Annotated in this window: 15 protein-coding genes; 6 read left to right on the top strand and 9 right to left on the bottom strand. The window is 68.6% G+C overall.

Annotated features, from left to right (window positions below):
• Nucleotides 1-5: 5 nt before the first annotated feature.
• Nucleotides 6-377, bottom strand: a complete 372-nt coding sequence (locus ACGF7Y_RS16920; RefSeq protein WP_393234551.1) for a MerR family transcriptional regulator — start codon at nucleotides 375-377, stop codon at nucleotides 6-8.
• 46 nt (nucleotides 378-423) lie between these two features.
• On the opposite strand from ACGF7Y_RS16920, the gene ACGF7Y_RS16915 reads away from it, so the two are divergent.
• On the top strand, nucleotides 424-1,512 hold the full coding sequence (locus tag ACGF7Y_RS16915) for an alkene reductase (protein WP_393234548.1): 1,089 nt from the start codon (nucleotides 424-426) through the stop codon (nucleotides 1,510-1,512).
• A gap of 37 nt (nucleotides 1,513-1,549) precedes the next feature.
• On the opposite strand, the gene ACGF7Y_RS16910 is transcribed toward ACGF7Y_RS16915, so the two are convergent.
• From ACGF7Y_RS16910 to ACGF7Y_RS16895, 4 genes are all read right to left on the bottom strand, one after another.
• Entirely contained in the window at nucleotides 1,550-1,972 is a 423-nt protein-coding gene (locus ACGF7Y_RS16910) for an HIT family protein (protein WP_393234546.1), read from the bottom strand.
• 378 nt (nucleotides 1,973-2,350) lie between these two features.
• Nucleotides 2,351-3,772, bottom strand: coding sequence for an adenylosuccinate lyase (gene purB / locus ACGF7Y_RS16905; protein ID WP_393234543.1), 1,422 nt, complete (start codon nucleotides 3,770-3,772; stop codon nucleotides 2,351-2,353).
• A 6-nt stretch (nucleotides 3,773-3,778) separates the two neighbouring features.
• A complete protein-coding gene (locus tag ACGF7Y_RS16900) occupies nucleotides 3,779-4,477 on the bottom strand; it encodes a TetR/AcrR family transcriptional regulator (RefSeq protein WP_245548814.1) in 699 nt (232 codons plus the stop codon).
• A gap of 127 nt (nucleotides 4,478-4,604) precedes the next feature.
• Nucleotides 4,605-5,774: a pyridoxal phosphate-dependent aminotransferase gene (locus ACGF7Y_RS16895; RefSeq protein WP_393234540.1), complete on the bottom strand. Its 1,170-nt coding sequence runs from the start codon at nucleotides 5,772-5,774 to the stop codon at nucleotides 4,605-4,607.
• A gap of 54 nt (nucleotides 5,775-5,828) precedes the next feature.
• Here ACGF7Y_RS16895 and ACGF7Y_RS16890 point away from each other — a divergent pair, with 54 nt between their 5' ends.
• Nucleotides 5,829-6,815 carry a M23 family metallopeptidase gene (locus tag ACGF7Y_RS16890; RefSeq protein ID WP_393234537.1) on the top strand — a complete coding sequence of 329 codons (987 nt, stop codon included), beginning with the start codon at nucleotides 5,829-5,831 and terminating at the stop codon, nucleotides 6,813-6,815.
• A 203-nt stretch (nucleotides 6,816-7,018) separates the two neighbouring features.
• Here the strand turns inward: ACGF7Y_RS16890 and purD are convergent, their stop codons facing one another.
• Nucleotides 7,019-8,290, bottom strand: coding sequence for a phosphoribosylamine--glycine ligase (gene purD / locus ACGF7Y_RS16885; RefSeq protein ID WP_393234535.1), 1,272 nt, complete (start codon nucleotides 8,288-8,290; stop codon nucleotides 7,019-7,021).
• A gap of 131 nt (nucleotides 8,291-8,421) precedes the next feature.
• Here purD and ACGF7Y_RS16880 point away from each other — a divergent pair, with 131 nt between their 5' ends.
• A complete protein-coding gene (locus tag ACGF7Y_RS16880) occupies nucleotides 8,422-8,799 on the top strand; it encodes a PH domain-containing protein (protein ID WP_040864711.1) in 378 nt (125 codons plus the stop codon).
• 50 nt (nucleotides 8,800-8,849) lie between these two features.
• Nucleotides 8,850-9,275 carry an HIT family protein gene (locus ACGF7Y_RS16875; protein WP_393234532.1) on the top strand — a complete coding sequence of 142 codons (426 nt, stop codon included), beginning with the start codon at nucleotides 8,850-8,852 and terminating at the stop codon, nucleotides 9,273-9,275.
• 56 nt (nucleotides 9,276-9,331) lie between these two features.
• Here ACGF7Y_RS16875 and ACGF7Y_RS16870 read toward each other — a convergent pair whose 3' ends face one another.
• From ACGF7Y_RS16870 to ACGF7Y_RS16860, 3 genes are all read right to left on the bottom strand, one after another.
• Nucleotides 9,332-11,041: a glycoside hydrolase domain-containing protein gene (locus ACGF7Y_RS16870; RefSeq protein ID WP_393234529.1), complete on the bottom strand. Its 1,710-nt coding sequence runs from the start codon at nucleotides 11,039-11,041 to the stop codon at nucleotides 9,332-9,334.
• 508 nt (nucleotides 11,042-11,549) lie between these two features.
• Nucleotides 11,550-12,737 carry a helix-turn-helix domain-containing protein gene (locus tag ACGF7Y_RS16865; RefSeq protein ID WP_393234526.1) on the bottom strand — a complete coding sequence of 396 codons (1,188 nt, stop codon included), beginning with the start codon at nucleotides 12,735-12,737 and terminating at the stop codon, nucleotides 11,550-11,552.
• Between the two features lie 98 nt (nucleotides 12,738-12,835).
• Nucleotides 12,836-13,582: a helix-turn-helix transcriptional regulator gene (locus ACGF7Y_RS16860; protein ID WP_393234523.1), complete on the bottom strand. Its 747-nt coding sequence runs from the start codon at nucleotides 13,580-13,582 to the stop codon at nucleotides 12,836-12,838.
• A 198-nt stretch (nucleotides 13,583-13,780) separates the two neighbouring features.
• Between ACGF7Y_RS16860 and ACGF7Y_RS16855 the strand changes: the two genes are divergently transcribed.
• The gene (locus ACGF7Y_RS16855; protein ID WP_157106552.1) at nucleotides 13,781-13,945 is read left to right on the top strand and encodes a hypothetical protein; all 165 of its coding nucleotides are present in this window, start codon (nucleotides 13,781-13,783) and stop codon (nucleotides 13,943-13,945) included.
• On the top strand, nucleotides 13,942-14,109 hold the full coding sequence (locus ACGF7Y_RS16850) for a hypothetical protein (protein WP_393234521.1): 168 nt from the start codon (nucleotides 13,942-13,944) through the stop codon (nucleotides 14,107-14,109). Before ACGF7Y_RS16855 ends, ACGF7Y_RS16850 begins: the two co-directional genes overlap by 4 nt.
• Nucleotides 14,110-14,178: the final 69 nt, after the last annotated feature.

Raw genomic sequence — 14,178 nt, 5'->3', positions numbered from 1 at the left:
CCACCCTACTGTCCGGAGGCCTCGCCACCCGCCGCACGGATGATGCCGTCGAGCACGTCGCTCGTCCGGCGCAGATCGCGCATCGCCTGATCGATTCTGGCGCGTTCCTCGGTGAGCTTCTCCACCAGGAACGGCGTCGCCGTGGCATTGGGTGTGCCGTCGACGTCGTGGATACACGGCAGCAGTTCGCCGATGGTGTCGCTGTGCAGGCCCGCGGCGAACATCTCCTGGATGCGCCGCACCCGGTCGACCGCCGCCTCCGGATACTCCCGCTGCCCGCCGGAGGACCGCTGCGCGGCCAGCAGACCTCTGGTTTCGTAGTACCGCAGCGACCGGACGCTCACGCCGGTCCGCTCGGCCAGTTCACCGATCCGCACTTTCACTCCTTGACCTAACATCAATGTCAGGTTTTACGGTACAGCCATGCTGCTGTTGACCGAATACCGCGACCATCCGCTCGACCTGCCCAACCGGATCGTCATGTCGCCGATGACCCGGCTGCGCTCGCTGCCCGACGGCTCGCCGACCGGCGATGTCGCCGACTACTACGCCCAGCGAGCGACGGCCGGGCTCATCGTCACCGAGGGCATCTGGCCGCATTCGACCGGCCAGAGCGAAGCCTGGGTGCCCGGCTTGCAGACCCCCGCGCATGTCGCGGCGTGGCGCCGGGTCACCGAGGCGGTACACACGCGCGGCGGCCGGATCTTCGCGCAACTGATGCACGGGGGACGCAAGGGCCACCCGCTCGCCCGGATCGATGGGTCCTGGCCCGCCGGACCGTCGGCGGTGCTGGACGACGACCGGGTGCACCTGATCGACGGCGGAAAGGCCGATCCGATCACGCCGGCCGCCCTCGATCGCGCCGGTATCGCGGCAGCCGTGGAGCACTACGCCGCCGCCGCGCGCAATGCGATGGACGCGGGCTTCGACGGTGTCGAGATCCACGGCGCGAACAGCTATCTGCTGCACCAGTTCCTGGCCGACAACACCAACCTGCGCGACGACGAATACGGCGGTTCGATCGTCAACCGCATGCGGCTGCCCCTCGCGGTGGTGGACGCGGTGACCGGGGCGATCGGCGCGGAACGCACCGCCATCCGGCTCTCGCCGGGCAATCCGCAGTTCAACATGTCCGAGGCCGACCCGGGCCCGCTCTACCGCGCACTCGTCGCCGAACTCGACCGGCGCGGCCTGGCGTACCTGCACCTCACCGACGACGACCGCTACCCCGCGCTGCGTGACCTGCGGCCGCGCTGGCACGGCACGCTCATCGCGAACATCGGCGAGAACCGCGAACCGACCACGGCGGCGGGCGCCGAACAGGTGCTGCGCGCCGGCCTCGCCGACTTGGTCTCGTTCGGCAGATCGTTCATCTCCAATCCCGATCTCGTGCACCGCATCCGCTACGACCTGCCCCTGGCTCCCATTCGCGAGGAATTCCTCTACGGCCGCACCGCCGAGGGCTACAGCGACTATCCGAACTGGACGGCAGCCGAATTGGTGCGCGACTGACCCGTCCCTCAGAAGGGCGGAGGCCGAGCCTGCGGACTCAGTCCCCCAGCGCACCCCGGATCGAGGCGGCGAGATAATCCAGATCCTCCCGCCGCGGACTGGTCGGGCGGCCACGCAACCCGAAGCCGTCCCCCGGGGTGCGCGGGATGACGTGCAGATGCACATGGAAGACCTCCTGCCCCGCCGTCACCCCGTCCGCCAGAAAGAAATTGACCCCGTCGCACCCCACCTCACTTGCCCGCATCGCCGCCGCGAGCCGCTGCCCCACCTGGAACAACTTTCCCCCGACCACCGGATCGAGCTCCGCCAGACTGCGCGCCGCCACCTTCGGCACCACCAGCAGATGCCCCGGCGTCATCGGCCGAATGTCCATGAACGCCACCACATCGTCGTCCTCGTAGACCTTGCTCGACGGCGCCCGCCCGGCAACGATATCGGCGAAAATCGTGTAGGGATTCACGACCCGCAGCCTATGCGGTCATCTGTCGCGTTCGTGCTCCGCAATCGCATAGCTCGAACACAACGGGTGCGGTACCCGGCGCCTTTCCCGACGAAGACCGCGACACGCACGTCTTCGCATCGAGCCATCGTGGAGAGAATTTGCCGACGCCGTTGGTCTGGCTCCTTCGCGAAATGCCACCGCCGCTGCCCGGGCAGACACAAATTTCGAACCAGCGCTCGTGCATGGTCGAGCTGCGGGGTGGGAACGAGCGCGGCGCACAGTATGTAGCGGTCGCGACGAATCGACTCGTCCACGAAGGCGTGAATGGGCACCGAGGGACAATACCGGCCCCCGATCATGCCGACGAACGATTCCGTCGCGAAAGGCGCAGTCCCGCTAGAGGATTGGCGACGGCGAATACCGTGCCGCGTCCGGGTACCGGTCGACCAGTTTCTGCACTTGCCCGACGACGTCGGCGACCTGCGCTTCGGCCGCGCCGACGAAGGCGGACTTGTCGGACAGCGCGGCGTCGAGGGCGGGACGATCGAGGGGGAAGCGCGGGTCGGCGGCGAGGCGGTCCAGCAGGTCGGGTTCGCGGCCCTGCTCGCGCATGGCCAGGGCGACCGCTACGGCGTGCTCCTTGATGACCTCGTGCGCGGTTTCGCGACCGACACCGGCGCGGACAGCGGCCATGAGCATGCGGGTGGTGGCGAGGAAGGGGAGGTAACGGTCCAGTTCGCGGGCGACCACCGCGGGGTAGGCGCCGAACTCGGCCAGCACGGTGAGGAAGGTTTCCATCATGCCGTCGATGGCGAAGAACGCGTCCGGCAGTGCGACGCGGCGGACCACCGAGCAGAACACGTCGCCCTCGTTCCACTGCGCGCCCGCCAGCTCGGCCGCCATCGAGGCGTAACCGCGCAGCACCACCTGCAAGCCGTTGACACGTTCGCAGGAGCGGGTGTTCATCTTGTGCGGCATCGCCGAGCTGCCCACCTGCCCGGGCTGGAAACCCTCGGTGACCAGCTCGTGCCCGGCCATCAGCCGGATGGTGTGCGCGAACGAGGACGGGCCTGCGCCCACCTGCACCAGCGCGGAGAGCACGTCGTGATCGAGCGAGCGCGGGTAGACCTGGCCGACACTGGTGAACACGGTCGCGAAACCCAGGTGCCGGGCCACCTGCTGCTCCAGCCGGGCGAGCTTGGCCGGGTCGCCGCCGAGCAGGTCGAGCATGTCCTGCGCGGTGCCCATCGGGCCCTTGATCCCGCGCAGCGGGTAACGGTCGATCAGCTCGCGCAGCCTGGTCAGCGCGATCAGCAATTCGTCGGCGGCGGAGGCGAACCGCTTGCCCAGCGTGGTGGCCTGCGCGGCGACGTTGTGCGAACGGCCGGCCATCACCAGCGCCTGGTATTCGGCGGCGCGCTCGGCCAGTCGCGCGGCGATCGCGACGCCGTGGGCGTGCACGTGCTCGAGCGAGAGCCGGATCTGCAGCTGCTCCACGTTCTCGGTGAGGTCGCGGCTGGTCATGCCCTTGTGCACGTGCTCGTGACCGGCCAGCGCGTTGAATTCCTCGATGCGCGCCTTCACGTCGTGCCGGGTGACCCGCTCACGTTCGGCGATGGAGGCGAGGTCGACCTCGTCGAGCACCCGCTCGTAGTCCGCGATGACCCCGTCGGGCACGTCGACGCCCAGCTCCGCCTGTGCCCGCAGCACCTCCAGCCACAGCCGCCGCTCGAGGACGATCTTGTGCTCCGGCGACCACAGGTGCACCAGCTCCGGGCTGGCGTAACGGGTGGCGAGGACATTGGGGACGATGCTCACGTCCGGTCAGTCTAGTGCGCGGTAACGATCCACTTGCTGGGGCGTGGCGCGCACGGGGCCGTCCGCGCTCGCGTAGGCCGCCGGTTCGGGGGTGGCCGCCCGCGCCGGAGGCGCGACGATGTCGATGACTTCCAGCAGCGCGCCGCGGGCCATCCGCCGCGGTTCGGGGTCGATCTCGGTGAGCGCGGCGACGACCGCGCCGTCCACCACCGCGACCAGCCTGCGCAGTTGTTCCGGCCGCACCATCCGGTCGGAGCGGCGCAGCACGTCGGCCAGCAGCTCGTCCAGCTGAGCGCGCAACCGGAGCTGGACTTCGCGCAGCTCCGGGTGCCGCGCCGAGGCGACCGAACGCTCGTAGCGGGCGATCAGCTGCCCGCGCGCGCCCTCGTCGGGGCCGTCGCTGCCCACCAGGAGGTCGAGCACCAGGTCGACGGTGGCCTCAGCGCCGCGGCGGCGGTGGCTGACCTCGCCGACCCGCCTGCGCATCGCGTCCAGCTCGGCGTTGCCGCTGAACTCGACCGCCCGGGCGATGAGGTCGTCCAGGGATTCGAAGTAGTAGGTGGTCGACGCCAGGGGCAGATCAGCGCGCGTCGCAACCGAACGGTGCCGCACCGCCTCGAACCCGCCTTCGAGCAGGAGTTCGGCGGCGGCGGCTATCAAAGCCTGGCGACGCCGTTCGCCTTTCGGGGTCGTCGCGGTGATCACCGTGCCATCGTGCCAGTCGTCATCAGTTCTTCCAGGGGAAATCAGCGAGGAAAAGCAACCAAGGTTGTTTTACCGCATCCGCGCGGCCAGGGTGCCGAACTGCGGAAAGTTCTTGCCGGGCAGGGCATCACCCACCTAGATAGTGCCCTAGACGCAGCAGCGCCGCCTCGATGTCGGCGGTGGCTCCGGCGAACGAGAAACGAACCGTGCGGTGTCCGTTGACGGTGTCGAAATCCACCCCCGGCGCGAGCGCGACGCCTGTGTGGTTCAGTACGTCGGCGCACCAGGCGCGGGAGTCGTCGGTGAGGTGACCGATGTCGGCGTAGGCGTAGAAGGCGCCGTCGGCGGGGGCGAGTTCGGTGATGCCCAGTTTCGGCAGCCCGTCCAGCAGCAACCGCCGGTTCACCGCGTACCGCCGGACGTGCCCGTCGAGTTCCTCCTTGGCCTCGGCGCCGAAGGCGTGCAACGCCGCGTACTGGGAGATCGCGGGCGGGCACACGGTCAGGTTCGAGGCCAGCCGCTGCAACGCGGGGCGCAGCCCGCTCGGGGCCAGCATCCAGCCCAGCCGCCAGCCGGTCATGGAGAAGTACTTGGACACCGAGCCGATCACCACCGCTTCCCGCGAGGTCTCCCAGGCCGACGAGGTCGCGTTGTCGGCGCCCACGCTGTCGTAGGTGATGCCGTGGTAGATCTCGTCGGAGATCAGCAGGGTGCCGCGCTCCTCGCACCAGCGGGCCAGGGCGGCGAGTTCGGCGGGGGCGATCATGGTGCCGGTGGGGTTGGCGGGGCTGGCCACCACGAGACCGGCGGGCGGCTCCGGGAGCGCATCGAGCATGGCGACGGTGGGCTGGAATCTGGTTTGCGCGCCGCAGTCGAGTTCGAGCACCCGGCAGCCGAGCGCGGCGAGGGTGTTGCGATAGGCCGGATAACCGGGACGGGCGACCACGACGGTGTCGCCCGGGTCGAACGCGGCGAGGAAGATCAGCGAGAACGCGCCGGACGAGCCGGTCGTCACCACCACGTCGTCCGGATCGACCCGGTAACCATAGGTGTCTCGATGGTGTTCGGCGATCGCTTCCCGGATCGCCAGGATGCCGAAAGTCTCGGTGTAACCGAGCAATTCGGACCGAATGGCCAGCTCGGTCGCGCGCAGGACCGGCGCGGGCGCGGGCGTCGACGGCTGCCCGGCGGCGAGCACGAGCACATCACCGTGGGTCCGGGCGCGTTCCGCGGCGGCTTTCCAGACATCCATCACGTAGAAAGGTGGAATGGTCGACCGGCGAGATTCTCTGGACACTCGACAGACGGTAGAGCACCTATTACCGCGCGGCCGCGGTTATGGTCTCCCCTGATGCTCGATAAGTCTCGACGAGGCGGGCTCGACCGAGTGCGCGGAGTGGCCGGTGTCGGCGTCATTCCGCGCGATTGGCGCGCGCGCTCGCCGCGACGATCCGGCAGGCGGCTCATCGGGGGTGGCGGCAAGCTCGATCCCCGCGCCCTGTGGGCCCGCCGCCGCCACCCGCGAGCCTGGTGGGAGCGCAAACCGGACCCGCGCGACCTGTGGCGGCGCAAACCCACCGGCGAGGAGTTGCTCGCACTGGCGCGCAAGCACCAGGTGCTGCTGGCCGGGCTCGTCGCGACCGCGGTTTTCGCCGCGGGCGACACGTCGTTCGCCGGGACGGTCACCGGTCGCACTCCCGCGCCGGATCGCGGCCAGCGCGTGGCCGTGGCGTATCCGCCGCAGATGCAGAGCACCCCACCGTCGGTGACGCGGCTGCTGAACGCGATCGCCAATGGTGAGCGGCTGCGCGAACAGGCAGTGGTCGCGGCCGCCGCGCGCGCGACGCTGGAACGCGCGAAGGCCGAGGCGGCCGCCGCCGTCGCCGGTGAGCGTCAGCCGTGGATGACCGCGACCGCGCCGGTGCAGCCAGGGGCGATGCCGCCGAGCGGCCGAGGCTTCGCGCTGCCCGCGCACGGCGTGTTCACCTCGGGCTTCGGGTCGCGCTGGGGCACCTTCCACGCCGGTATCGACATCGCGGGCCCGATCGGCACCCCGATCTACGCGGTCGCCGACGGCACGGTCATCGACGCGGGACCGGCGCAGGGCTTCGGGCTGTGGGTACGCATCCGCCACGACGACGGCAGCATCACCGTCTACGGGCACATGTACGACTTCTTCGTCTCGGTCGGCGAGCGGGTGCCCGCGGGAATGCAGATCGCCCGCATGGGCAACCGCGGCGACTCCACCGGCCCGCACCTGCACTTCGAGGTGATCGTCGGCGCGCAGCACGTGGACCCGCAGCAGTGGCTGGCGGTGCGCGGACTCACGTTCGGCTGAGGAACGCGCGTCTGCTCAGCGGTATCGGAGACGACTCCGCGCACCCGAGGATCGACCCGCGGCGCGAGTCGTGGTCGAAGACGGTCGGCCACGGGTTCGGTCACATGGCCGCGGCGGATCGCGCCTGCGCTGTCGAACTGACTGCCGACCGAGCGCAGGATCAGCGATCCGAGGGGCAGCGCACAGTCCGCCGAGCCGCCGGCTCAGACCTCGATGCGGCCTTCGACGGCGGCCAAGCCGATGTCCGTGCGGTAGTGGCTGCCCGGCAGTTTGATCGCGGCGATGCGGTCGTAGGCGCGGGTGCGGGCCTCGGTGAGGTCGGCGCCGACGCCGACCACGTTCAGCACCCGTCCACCCGCGGAGATCAGAGCGCCGTCCTCGCGCTGCGTGGTGCCCGCGTGCAGCACCGTCGCGTTCTCGTCGAGCGCGCCCTCGCCCGCTCCCGAGATCGCGTCGCCGAGGCGCGGGCGGCCCGGGTAGTTCTCCGCGGCGAGCACCACGGTGATCGCCGAGCCGTCGCGCCAGCGCGGCGGGGCGACCTGCGCCAGCGTGCCGGTGGCGGTGGCGTACAGCAGCTCGCCGAGCGGACTGTCCAGCAGCGCGAGCACCGCCTGCGTCTCGGGATCGCCGAAGCGGCAGTTGAATTCGACCACGGCGGGCCCGGCCGCGCCGATCGCCAGCCCCGCGTAGAGCAGGCCGGAGAACCCGCTGCCACGCCGCACCAATTCGGCCGCAACGGGTTTCACCACGTCATCGACGATGGCGGTGACGGCCGATTCGGGCAGCCAGGGCAGCGGCGTGTAAGCGCCCATGCCGCCGGTATTGGGCCCGGTGTCACCGTCACCGACGCGCTTGTGGTCCTGCGCGGGCAGTAGCGGGACCACCGTCTCGCCGTCGACCAGGCAGAACAGCGAGACTTCCGGTCCGTCCAGGAACGATTCCAGCAGCACCGGGTGGCCCTGCTCGAGCAGTTCGGCCCCGTGCTCGCGCGCGGCGGAGCGGTCGGCGGTCACCACCACGCCCTTGCCCGCGGCGAGTCCGTCGTCCTTCACCACCCAGGTGGGACCGAAGCGGTCGAGCGCGTCGTCCAGCTCGGCCGGGTTGTCCACCACCTCGCTGTGCGCGGTGCGCACGCCCGCCGCGGACATCACATCCTTGGCGAATGCCTTGGAACCCTCGATCCGGGCGGCCGCGGCCGACGGGCCGAAGCACGGGATGCCCGCGACTCGCAGCGCGTCGGCGACGCCGAGCACCAGCGGGACCTCGGGACCGATCACCACCAGGTCGGCATCCACTTCGGTGGCCAGCGCGACGACGTCTTCGGCGGCGCAGGGGTCGACCGGGCGGACCTGCGCGTGCTGGGCGATGCCCGCGTTGCCGGGGGCGGCGAAGAGCGCGGTCACCGCGGGGTCCCGGCGCAGGGCCAGGACGAGGGCATGTTCACGGGCTCCGGAACCGATGACGAGTACACGCACGGCAGACAGCCTAAACGAGCCGTTCGCCGTCTTCGCCGCTGCCGGTGCGCGCGAAGGGGATGATGAATAGGGACAACGGATGTGGGGCCTGACCGCTCCTGCCACCGGAGCACCCGAAGGAAGTGCTGAGAATGGGTCTGATCGACGGACTGATGGGCAACGCCGGCCGGATCGATCCCGCGCAGGCGCAACAGGAGTACGGCAAGCTCCTCGGCAGCGGCGAACAGGTCTATGCCGCCTACCTGCTGGTTCGGGATGCGATGCTGTTCACGAACCGCCGCCTGATCCTCATCGACAAGCAGGGCGTCACCGGCCGCAAGGTGAGCTACCACAGCGTGCCGTATCGCGCGATCACCCATTTCTCGGTGGAGACCGCGGGCACCTTCGATCTGGACGCCGAGCTGGCCATCTGGATCGCGGGCACCGCCGAACCGCTGCTGAAGCGGTTCAACCGCCAGGTGGACATCTACGAGGTGCAGGGCATCCTGTCGCATTTCGTCGCGGTGTAGCGCGGGCCGGTACGGCTCCCCGGCGCACCGGCCCGTCTACGCTGCGGGACATGGCTTCTGTCTTCAGCGCGATCATCGCCGGTCAGCTCCCGGGCCGTTTCGTCTGGGAGGACGACGAGTTCGTCGGCTTCCTCACCATCGCCCCGGTCACCCCTGGTCACACCCTCGTGGTGCCTCGCAAAGAGATCGACCAGTGGCAGGACGTCGAGGCCGACACCTTCGCCCGGCTCACCGCCGTCGCCCAGAAGATCGGCCAGGCCGTGCGTGCTGCCTGGGAGGCCCCGCGCGCCGGTCTGCTGATCGCGGGCTTGGAGGTGCCGCACCTGCACGTCCATGTGTTCCCCGCCTTCTCGATGGGCAACTTCGACATCTCCGGCGCCGACCCGAATCCGAGCCCCGAGTCCCTGGACGAGGCCCAGGCCAAGATCAAGCAGGCACTGCGCGACCTCGGCCACGGCGGCAACGTCCCCGACTGAATCGCATTCGGCGAGGTCCGGCCGCGGCTCGCGGTCGGACCTTCCGCTTCGATCCGTCAACCCACGTCGCGCAGCGGAGTATCCACCCCTCCGACCGCCACCGTCGCGAGCGTCTGGGCCGGTGTCCAATAGATCCGGCCGTGCTCGAAATCCTGATAGGTGCCGGTGTCCCAGGGGATCTCGTCGCTCGCCGGCCAGCCAAGCGGCCCGTTCTCGTAGCCCGCGCGGTTCCAGCGGTCGCGGATCGCGCCGTGCACCCAGTAGACGCTGCCGCTGGATTGCCGCCGGTAGAGCGCCCCGCCCTGGAAGCCTTGCACCTCACCCGCCGCCTGGCCGTCCGGCCCGGAAAGCACGGCACGGTCGGTGATCGGGTAGCCGAGCGGACCCGCCTCCCAGCCCAACTGCTCGAACTTTCCCCACAGCGTCTCCGGGATGGCGTGCGCACCGGTATCCGGATGCCAATAGATGTACCCGTGCTCGAACTGGGCGAAGCGGCCCGCGCCGTCGGGCGTCGCGATCTCACCCTGCGTGATCCGGGTGCCCAGCCATGGATTCGCGGCCGCGCAATCGTTGATCGCGTTCGGTTCCGACCCGGTCGGCTCGCCGGTGGCGAAACCGCGCACGTCGTCGGCGAACACGTCCCAGGGGAAATTCGGTCCCACGTCGGTGTGCGTGCCGATGCCGAGACACTCGGTGACGTACTTGTGGTCGGAGATGCCCTGGCGCCGCTGATAAGGCGGCGCGATGACATACGTGTCGAACCCGTATTTGCGCGCGTCCTGCACCGCGAGCCAGGCCGCGATCCGGATGTCGTCGCGGATGCTGAGCCAGTCGTTGCGGCTCCACGCGGCACGGCTGCCCGCGAAGCAGAGGTTGATCGTGAACGAGTTCGCGTCCAGCACCGACCAACTGGCCAGATCGGTGTCGACCACGTCTACCACCACGCGATCGCGCACGGTGTAGTGGTAGCTCACCCCATTCGCCGGATTGTTCAGGTAGTTGGCCAGGCTCTCGGCCGTTCCGTTGCCTTCCTGAGTGTGTAGCAGGAAGTTCTCGACGCGCGCCCCGTGCCTGCTGGAGGCGGAGTCGCCCATTCGGTCCAGTTCGACGTAATCCGGCTTCTGCATGGCTCCCCCTGGATTCGAGATGGCCTTCGACCACTGGCCGTAGTCGTCGGCGAGGACTTTGTTCACATCCACCACGACGCCTGCGACCCGATCGCTGTCGATGCGGATCTGATGGAGGTGCGCGGCGGGATGGTCGCCGTTGATCGAGGAATCGCCGGACCAGTTGTGTTGCCAGAACCAACAGGCGACACCGTCCTCGAGTGCCCAGTCGATGCACCGGGCATTGCCGTACATACCGGTCCATTCCCATCCGACCACCGATGCCCAGCCCCGTAGAAACGGAGCGATCAGCGAATTCCACTCCGCCAAAGACGGATTCGCGTCGACCGGGGCGTACAGCGGACGGAAACGTGGCCCGCCGGCCGCGAGGTGGTAATCCAGCGCGATCCGCGCATGACGCACGCCCGCGTCGTAACCGCCTTTCCAATCCGACGTCTCACCCTTGCCGTACTGGTAATTGCTCACTATCTCGAGCCCGATGGCGCGCAATCGGTCGCAGTATTCCCGCCGCAGCGGCTTCGCACCGAAATTCGCGCCCGGACGGGAATCGCTGAAGTAACCGATGACGCCCGCGTATCCGGCGTCCTTGATCGCTTGCGGATCGATAAGGGCTGCGGAGAAATCGATCAGCTCAGTCATCGCGCACCCCCGTGCTCGTACGAGCCCGCGTATCGGTCGGCAGCGACGCGTTGTATTCGTCCATCTCAGCAACTTTCGGCAGATGAAGAACCCGATACAGCTAGGTTCACCCAGTGTGCGCGAAGTATGCCGACATGTCCCGTTTGTGGCTCATCTGGTGTTTGCCTGTGACCTGAACAGGCCCTTTGCGAGAGATGTTTGCGCACACCAGACTACAAACAGACTCGTAGCCGAAAACATGCTCGTCGGTCGGTAATCAGATCTGCTGACAGTTCGCTAGCGTTCGCCATACTGGTCGGCCGCTTCGCTCGGCCATTTCGGCCGGGTCCGACGACGAATCGCCCGACGTTTCCGGCCGAATTCGCACCGGATACGTTCGGCGACACCCGGAACCACTCACTGCCGACCTTCACCATGAGGAAGTGGCGACCGAACCCGGTCAGCGTGGTCTCGCCGCCCGCAAGGAGACTGCGTCTCCCAGGGCAGCCGGGAAACCTGGTCTTTCAGCTCAAATCTTGACGTTGGCCCACTTCGCGAACCGGGCCAGGGAATCGGTGCCACGGCGGGCGTGGGCGAGCACGCGCACGGTCTCGTGGACTTGGGGATGGTTGCGCGTCAGGCCCGGTGCGATCCGGCGCGCCTGGTCGAGGCTGGTGAGGGCGCGCTGCTTGTCACCGTGTAGCAACCACGCGCGCGACACGTCGATCCAGTGATGCCCGGCACGGGACGGTGTGACCGATGCCGGTAGCCGAATCCGCTCGGCGCGGCTCACCGCGGTCGTGCCATCGGACAACTCGACGGGCACAGCGACGGAGTGGATCTCGACGTTCGACAACTGGAACCCGGTCCCGTACTCCTGATACCGCTCGGAGCTGATCGCCTCGCCGATCCGGCGTGCTTCCCGGAGATGCGTGTCGGCGGTGTCGGCGTCGAGCGCGCGGGCCGACAGTATCGACCCGCGCAAGTGCAACGCGCCCCGCACCGCGAGGACTTCCGGTGTCGCAGGCAACTGTTCGGCGGCGGCGTGCGCGCGTTCGATGATCCGCAGCCCACCGGCGTACGCGCCGGAATACAGCAGGATCAGCGCGCGATGGTATTCCGCCGCGAGCGGCCACACCGGGTCACCACTGCGCTCAGCGGCCCACACGCAGCGCTCGGCGGCCAGTCCAGCGAGGTCGAGGTAGCCGTACCGGTAGGCGACCGACGACGCGCTGTTGTAGGCGTAGGCGAGCGTCGCATAGATCTTCTCCACACGATGCCCGGAAGGCTCGTCGCTCGCGAGCACATGCAAACCGTGGATCACCTCCGGCAGTTCGGCAGTGTGATCTCCGTACCGGCCGCGACCCCTGCTCTCCTGAACCCGACGCAGCGTGGCCGTCAACTCTTCCAGCGTGCTCGGCGCACTCGGAGGTTCGTCGTCGAATGCCAGCAGCTTCCGGCGCAACTCGCGAATGGTGGCGTGCGCTCCGGCATCGTCACCCGCCGGGGTGTAGGGCTGCCCGGTCAGGTTCTCGATGCTCACCCCGAGAGCGGCTGCCACGGCTGCGACGAACGCGGGCGAGGCAGGCCGGGTGCCTCGCTCGACCTTGCGCAGCAGCGAAATCGAGACGTTCGCCTTCTGCGCGAGCTGTATCTGTGTGAGCCGAACCAGCTTGCGCGCCCTGGCGGTCCGTTCCCCGATCCCGGCATCGTCCATGTCTCCACGGTGACACACGATGTGCCGCTTCGCGGGGTCTCACTCAGGACAAGGTATTCGCAGGCCCCGGCGTCGGGTTGGAGGCGACGCGACATCCCTCAAGCCGGGTCCGGCGGGCGGTCGTAGGCGTCGATCGCGGCCTTGGATGTCGAGGAGTCCTGCAACACCAACTCCCACGGCCCGGAGTTGATTTCGAAACTCTTGCCGAACCCGACCCACTTACCCGCCATCCGTGCGCCGGTCAGCTCGATCAGCAGTTGGATAGCCCCGTGGTAGTAGGCACCGCGGTAGTAACCGTCCTGGGCAGTGTGTTCGCGCCATGTGCCCGTAGCGACGTGCCCGTCAACGGTCAGGTCCATTTCCATGGAGGACTGCGCGGAGTTCGGCAAGGAGCGCACAGTCAGGCGGCCGTCGTGCTGCAACACCACGACATGGTGTACAGCCGTGAACGTGGCATCTCGCCCAGACGAGTAGTACTCGTAGCGGGATAGCCAAATCCCCGAGTAGTTGCCTGGCGTCCTCGGTCGCCGTGCGGCGGCGAACTGTTCGGGCGCGACTTCACCGATAGCGGAGTCGACCTCGGTTCCGTCCTCACCGCCGGAGAGACTTCGGCCGGCCATCACGGCACCGAACCCCAACGACTCGATCGGTAGCCGCATCACTTTCTCCAGAGCCCGCGCGTGCGACGGCCGTGGGTTGGCGGTGAGCCCGGATTCCCAGCGCTGCACAAGGCGTTTGGTCGCACTGGCGCACCCGGCTTCCCGGAGTGCCCGCGCCAGGTCGTCCTGGCTCATCAGGCGCGCGTTGCGGGCCGCGCGCAGTGCCGTATTAGGTGCGGAAGCCATGTCGCCACGGTAGCCCTTTGACGCCTTAATGTCGCCCTGAATAGAGGTGCATTGACGCCGGTTACGTCATCGCGCGGACACACCCCGTCAGCCGAGTCTGGATATGGCCCCGGCGTCGGGTCGAGACCCGACCTCCTCGGCGCCGGGCGCCTACCAACCACACCACAACACAACACAACACATGAAGGGGTAACCAGAATGCCCGCAGAGCTCGCAGTCACCCTGATCGTCATGGCCGCCGTCGGCGGACTGCTGATACTCGTCTTCTGGGTGTTGCCCTGGCTACTCGACCTCGGCGGCGAGCCGGACGAGTCGGTCTCGGCGCGTGAGATCTTCGCGCGGCTGGAGGACGAGCAGCGATGACGACGCGGCGTTCCTGGGTGGAGGACTACTGCGAAGACGGCAATATGCCTGCCGACGACGAGCACGCGCGAGGGCTGATGAAACTGCACGCGAGCTGCGCCCCGCCGTGTCCGCGAAAGCTGAGCGCGGAGCGCTATCTCCGCGAGCACGGCCTCTACCACTGAGCTCAGACGCGCAGCGGCTGCGACATCCAGCCCCCTGTCAGGATTGAACTGACGACCGCTCGCTTACAA

This window comes from Nocardia sp. NPDC047654, from assembly GCF_043205035.1.
Classification (GTDB): Bacteria; Actinomycetota; Actinomycetes; order Mycobacteriales; family Mycobacteriaceae; genus Nocardia.
The sequence above is the reverse complement of the archived record's forward strand: the minus strand, read 5'-3'. Positions and strand labels throughout refer to the sequence as shown.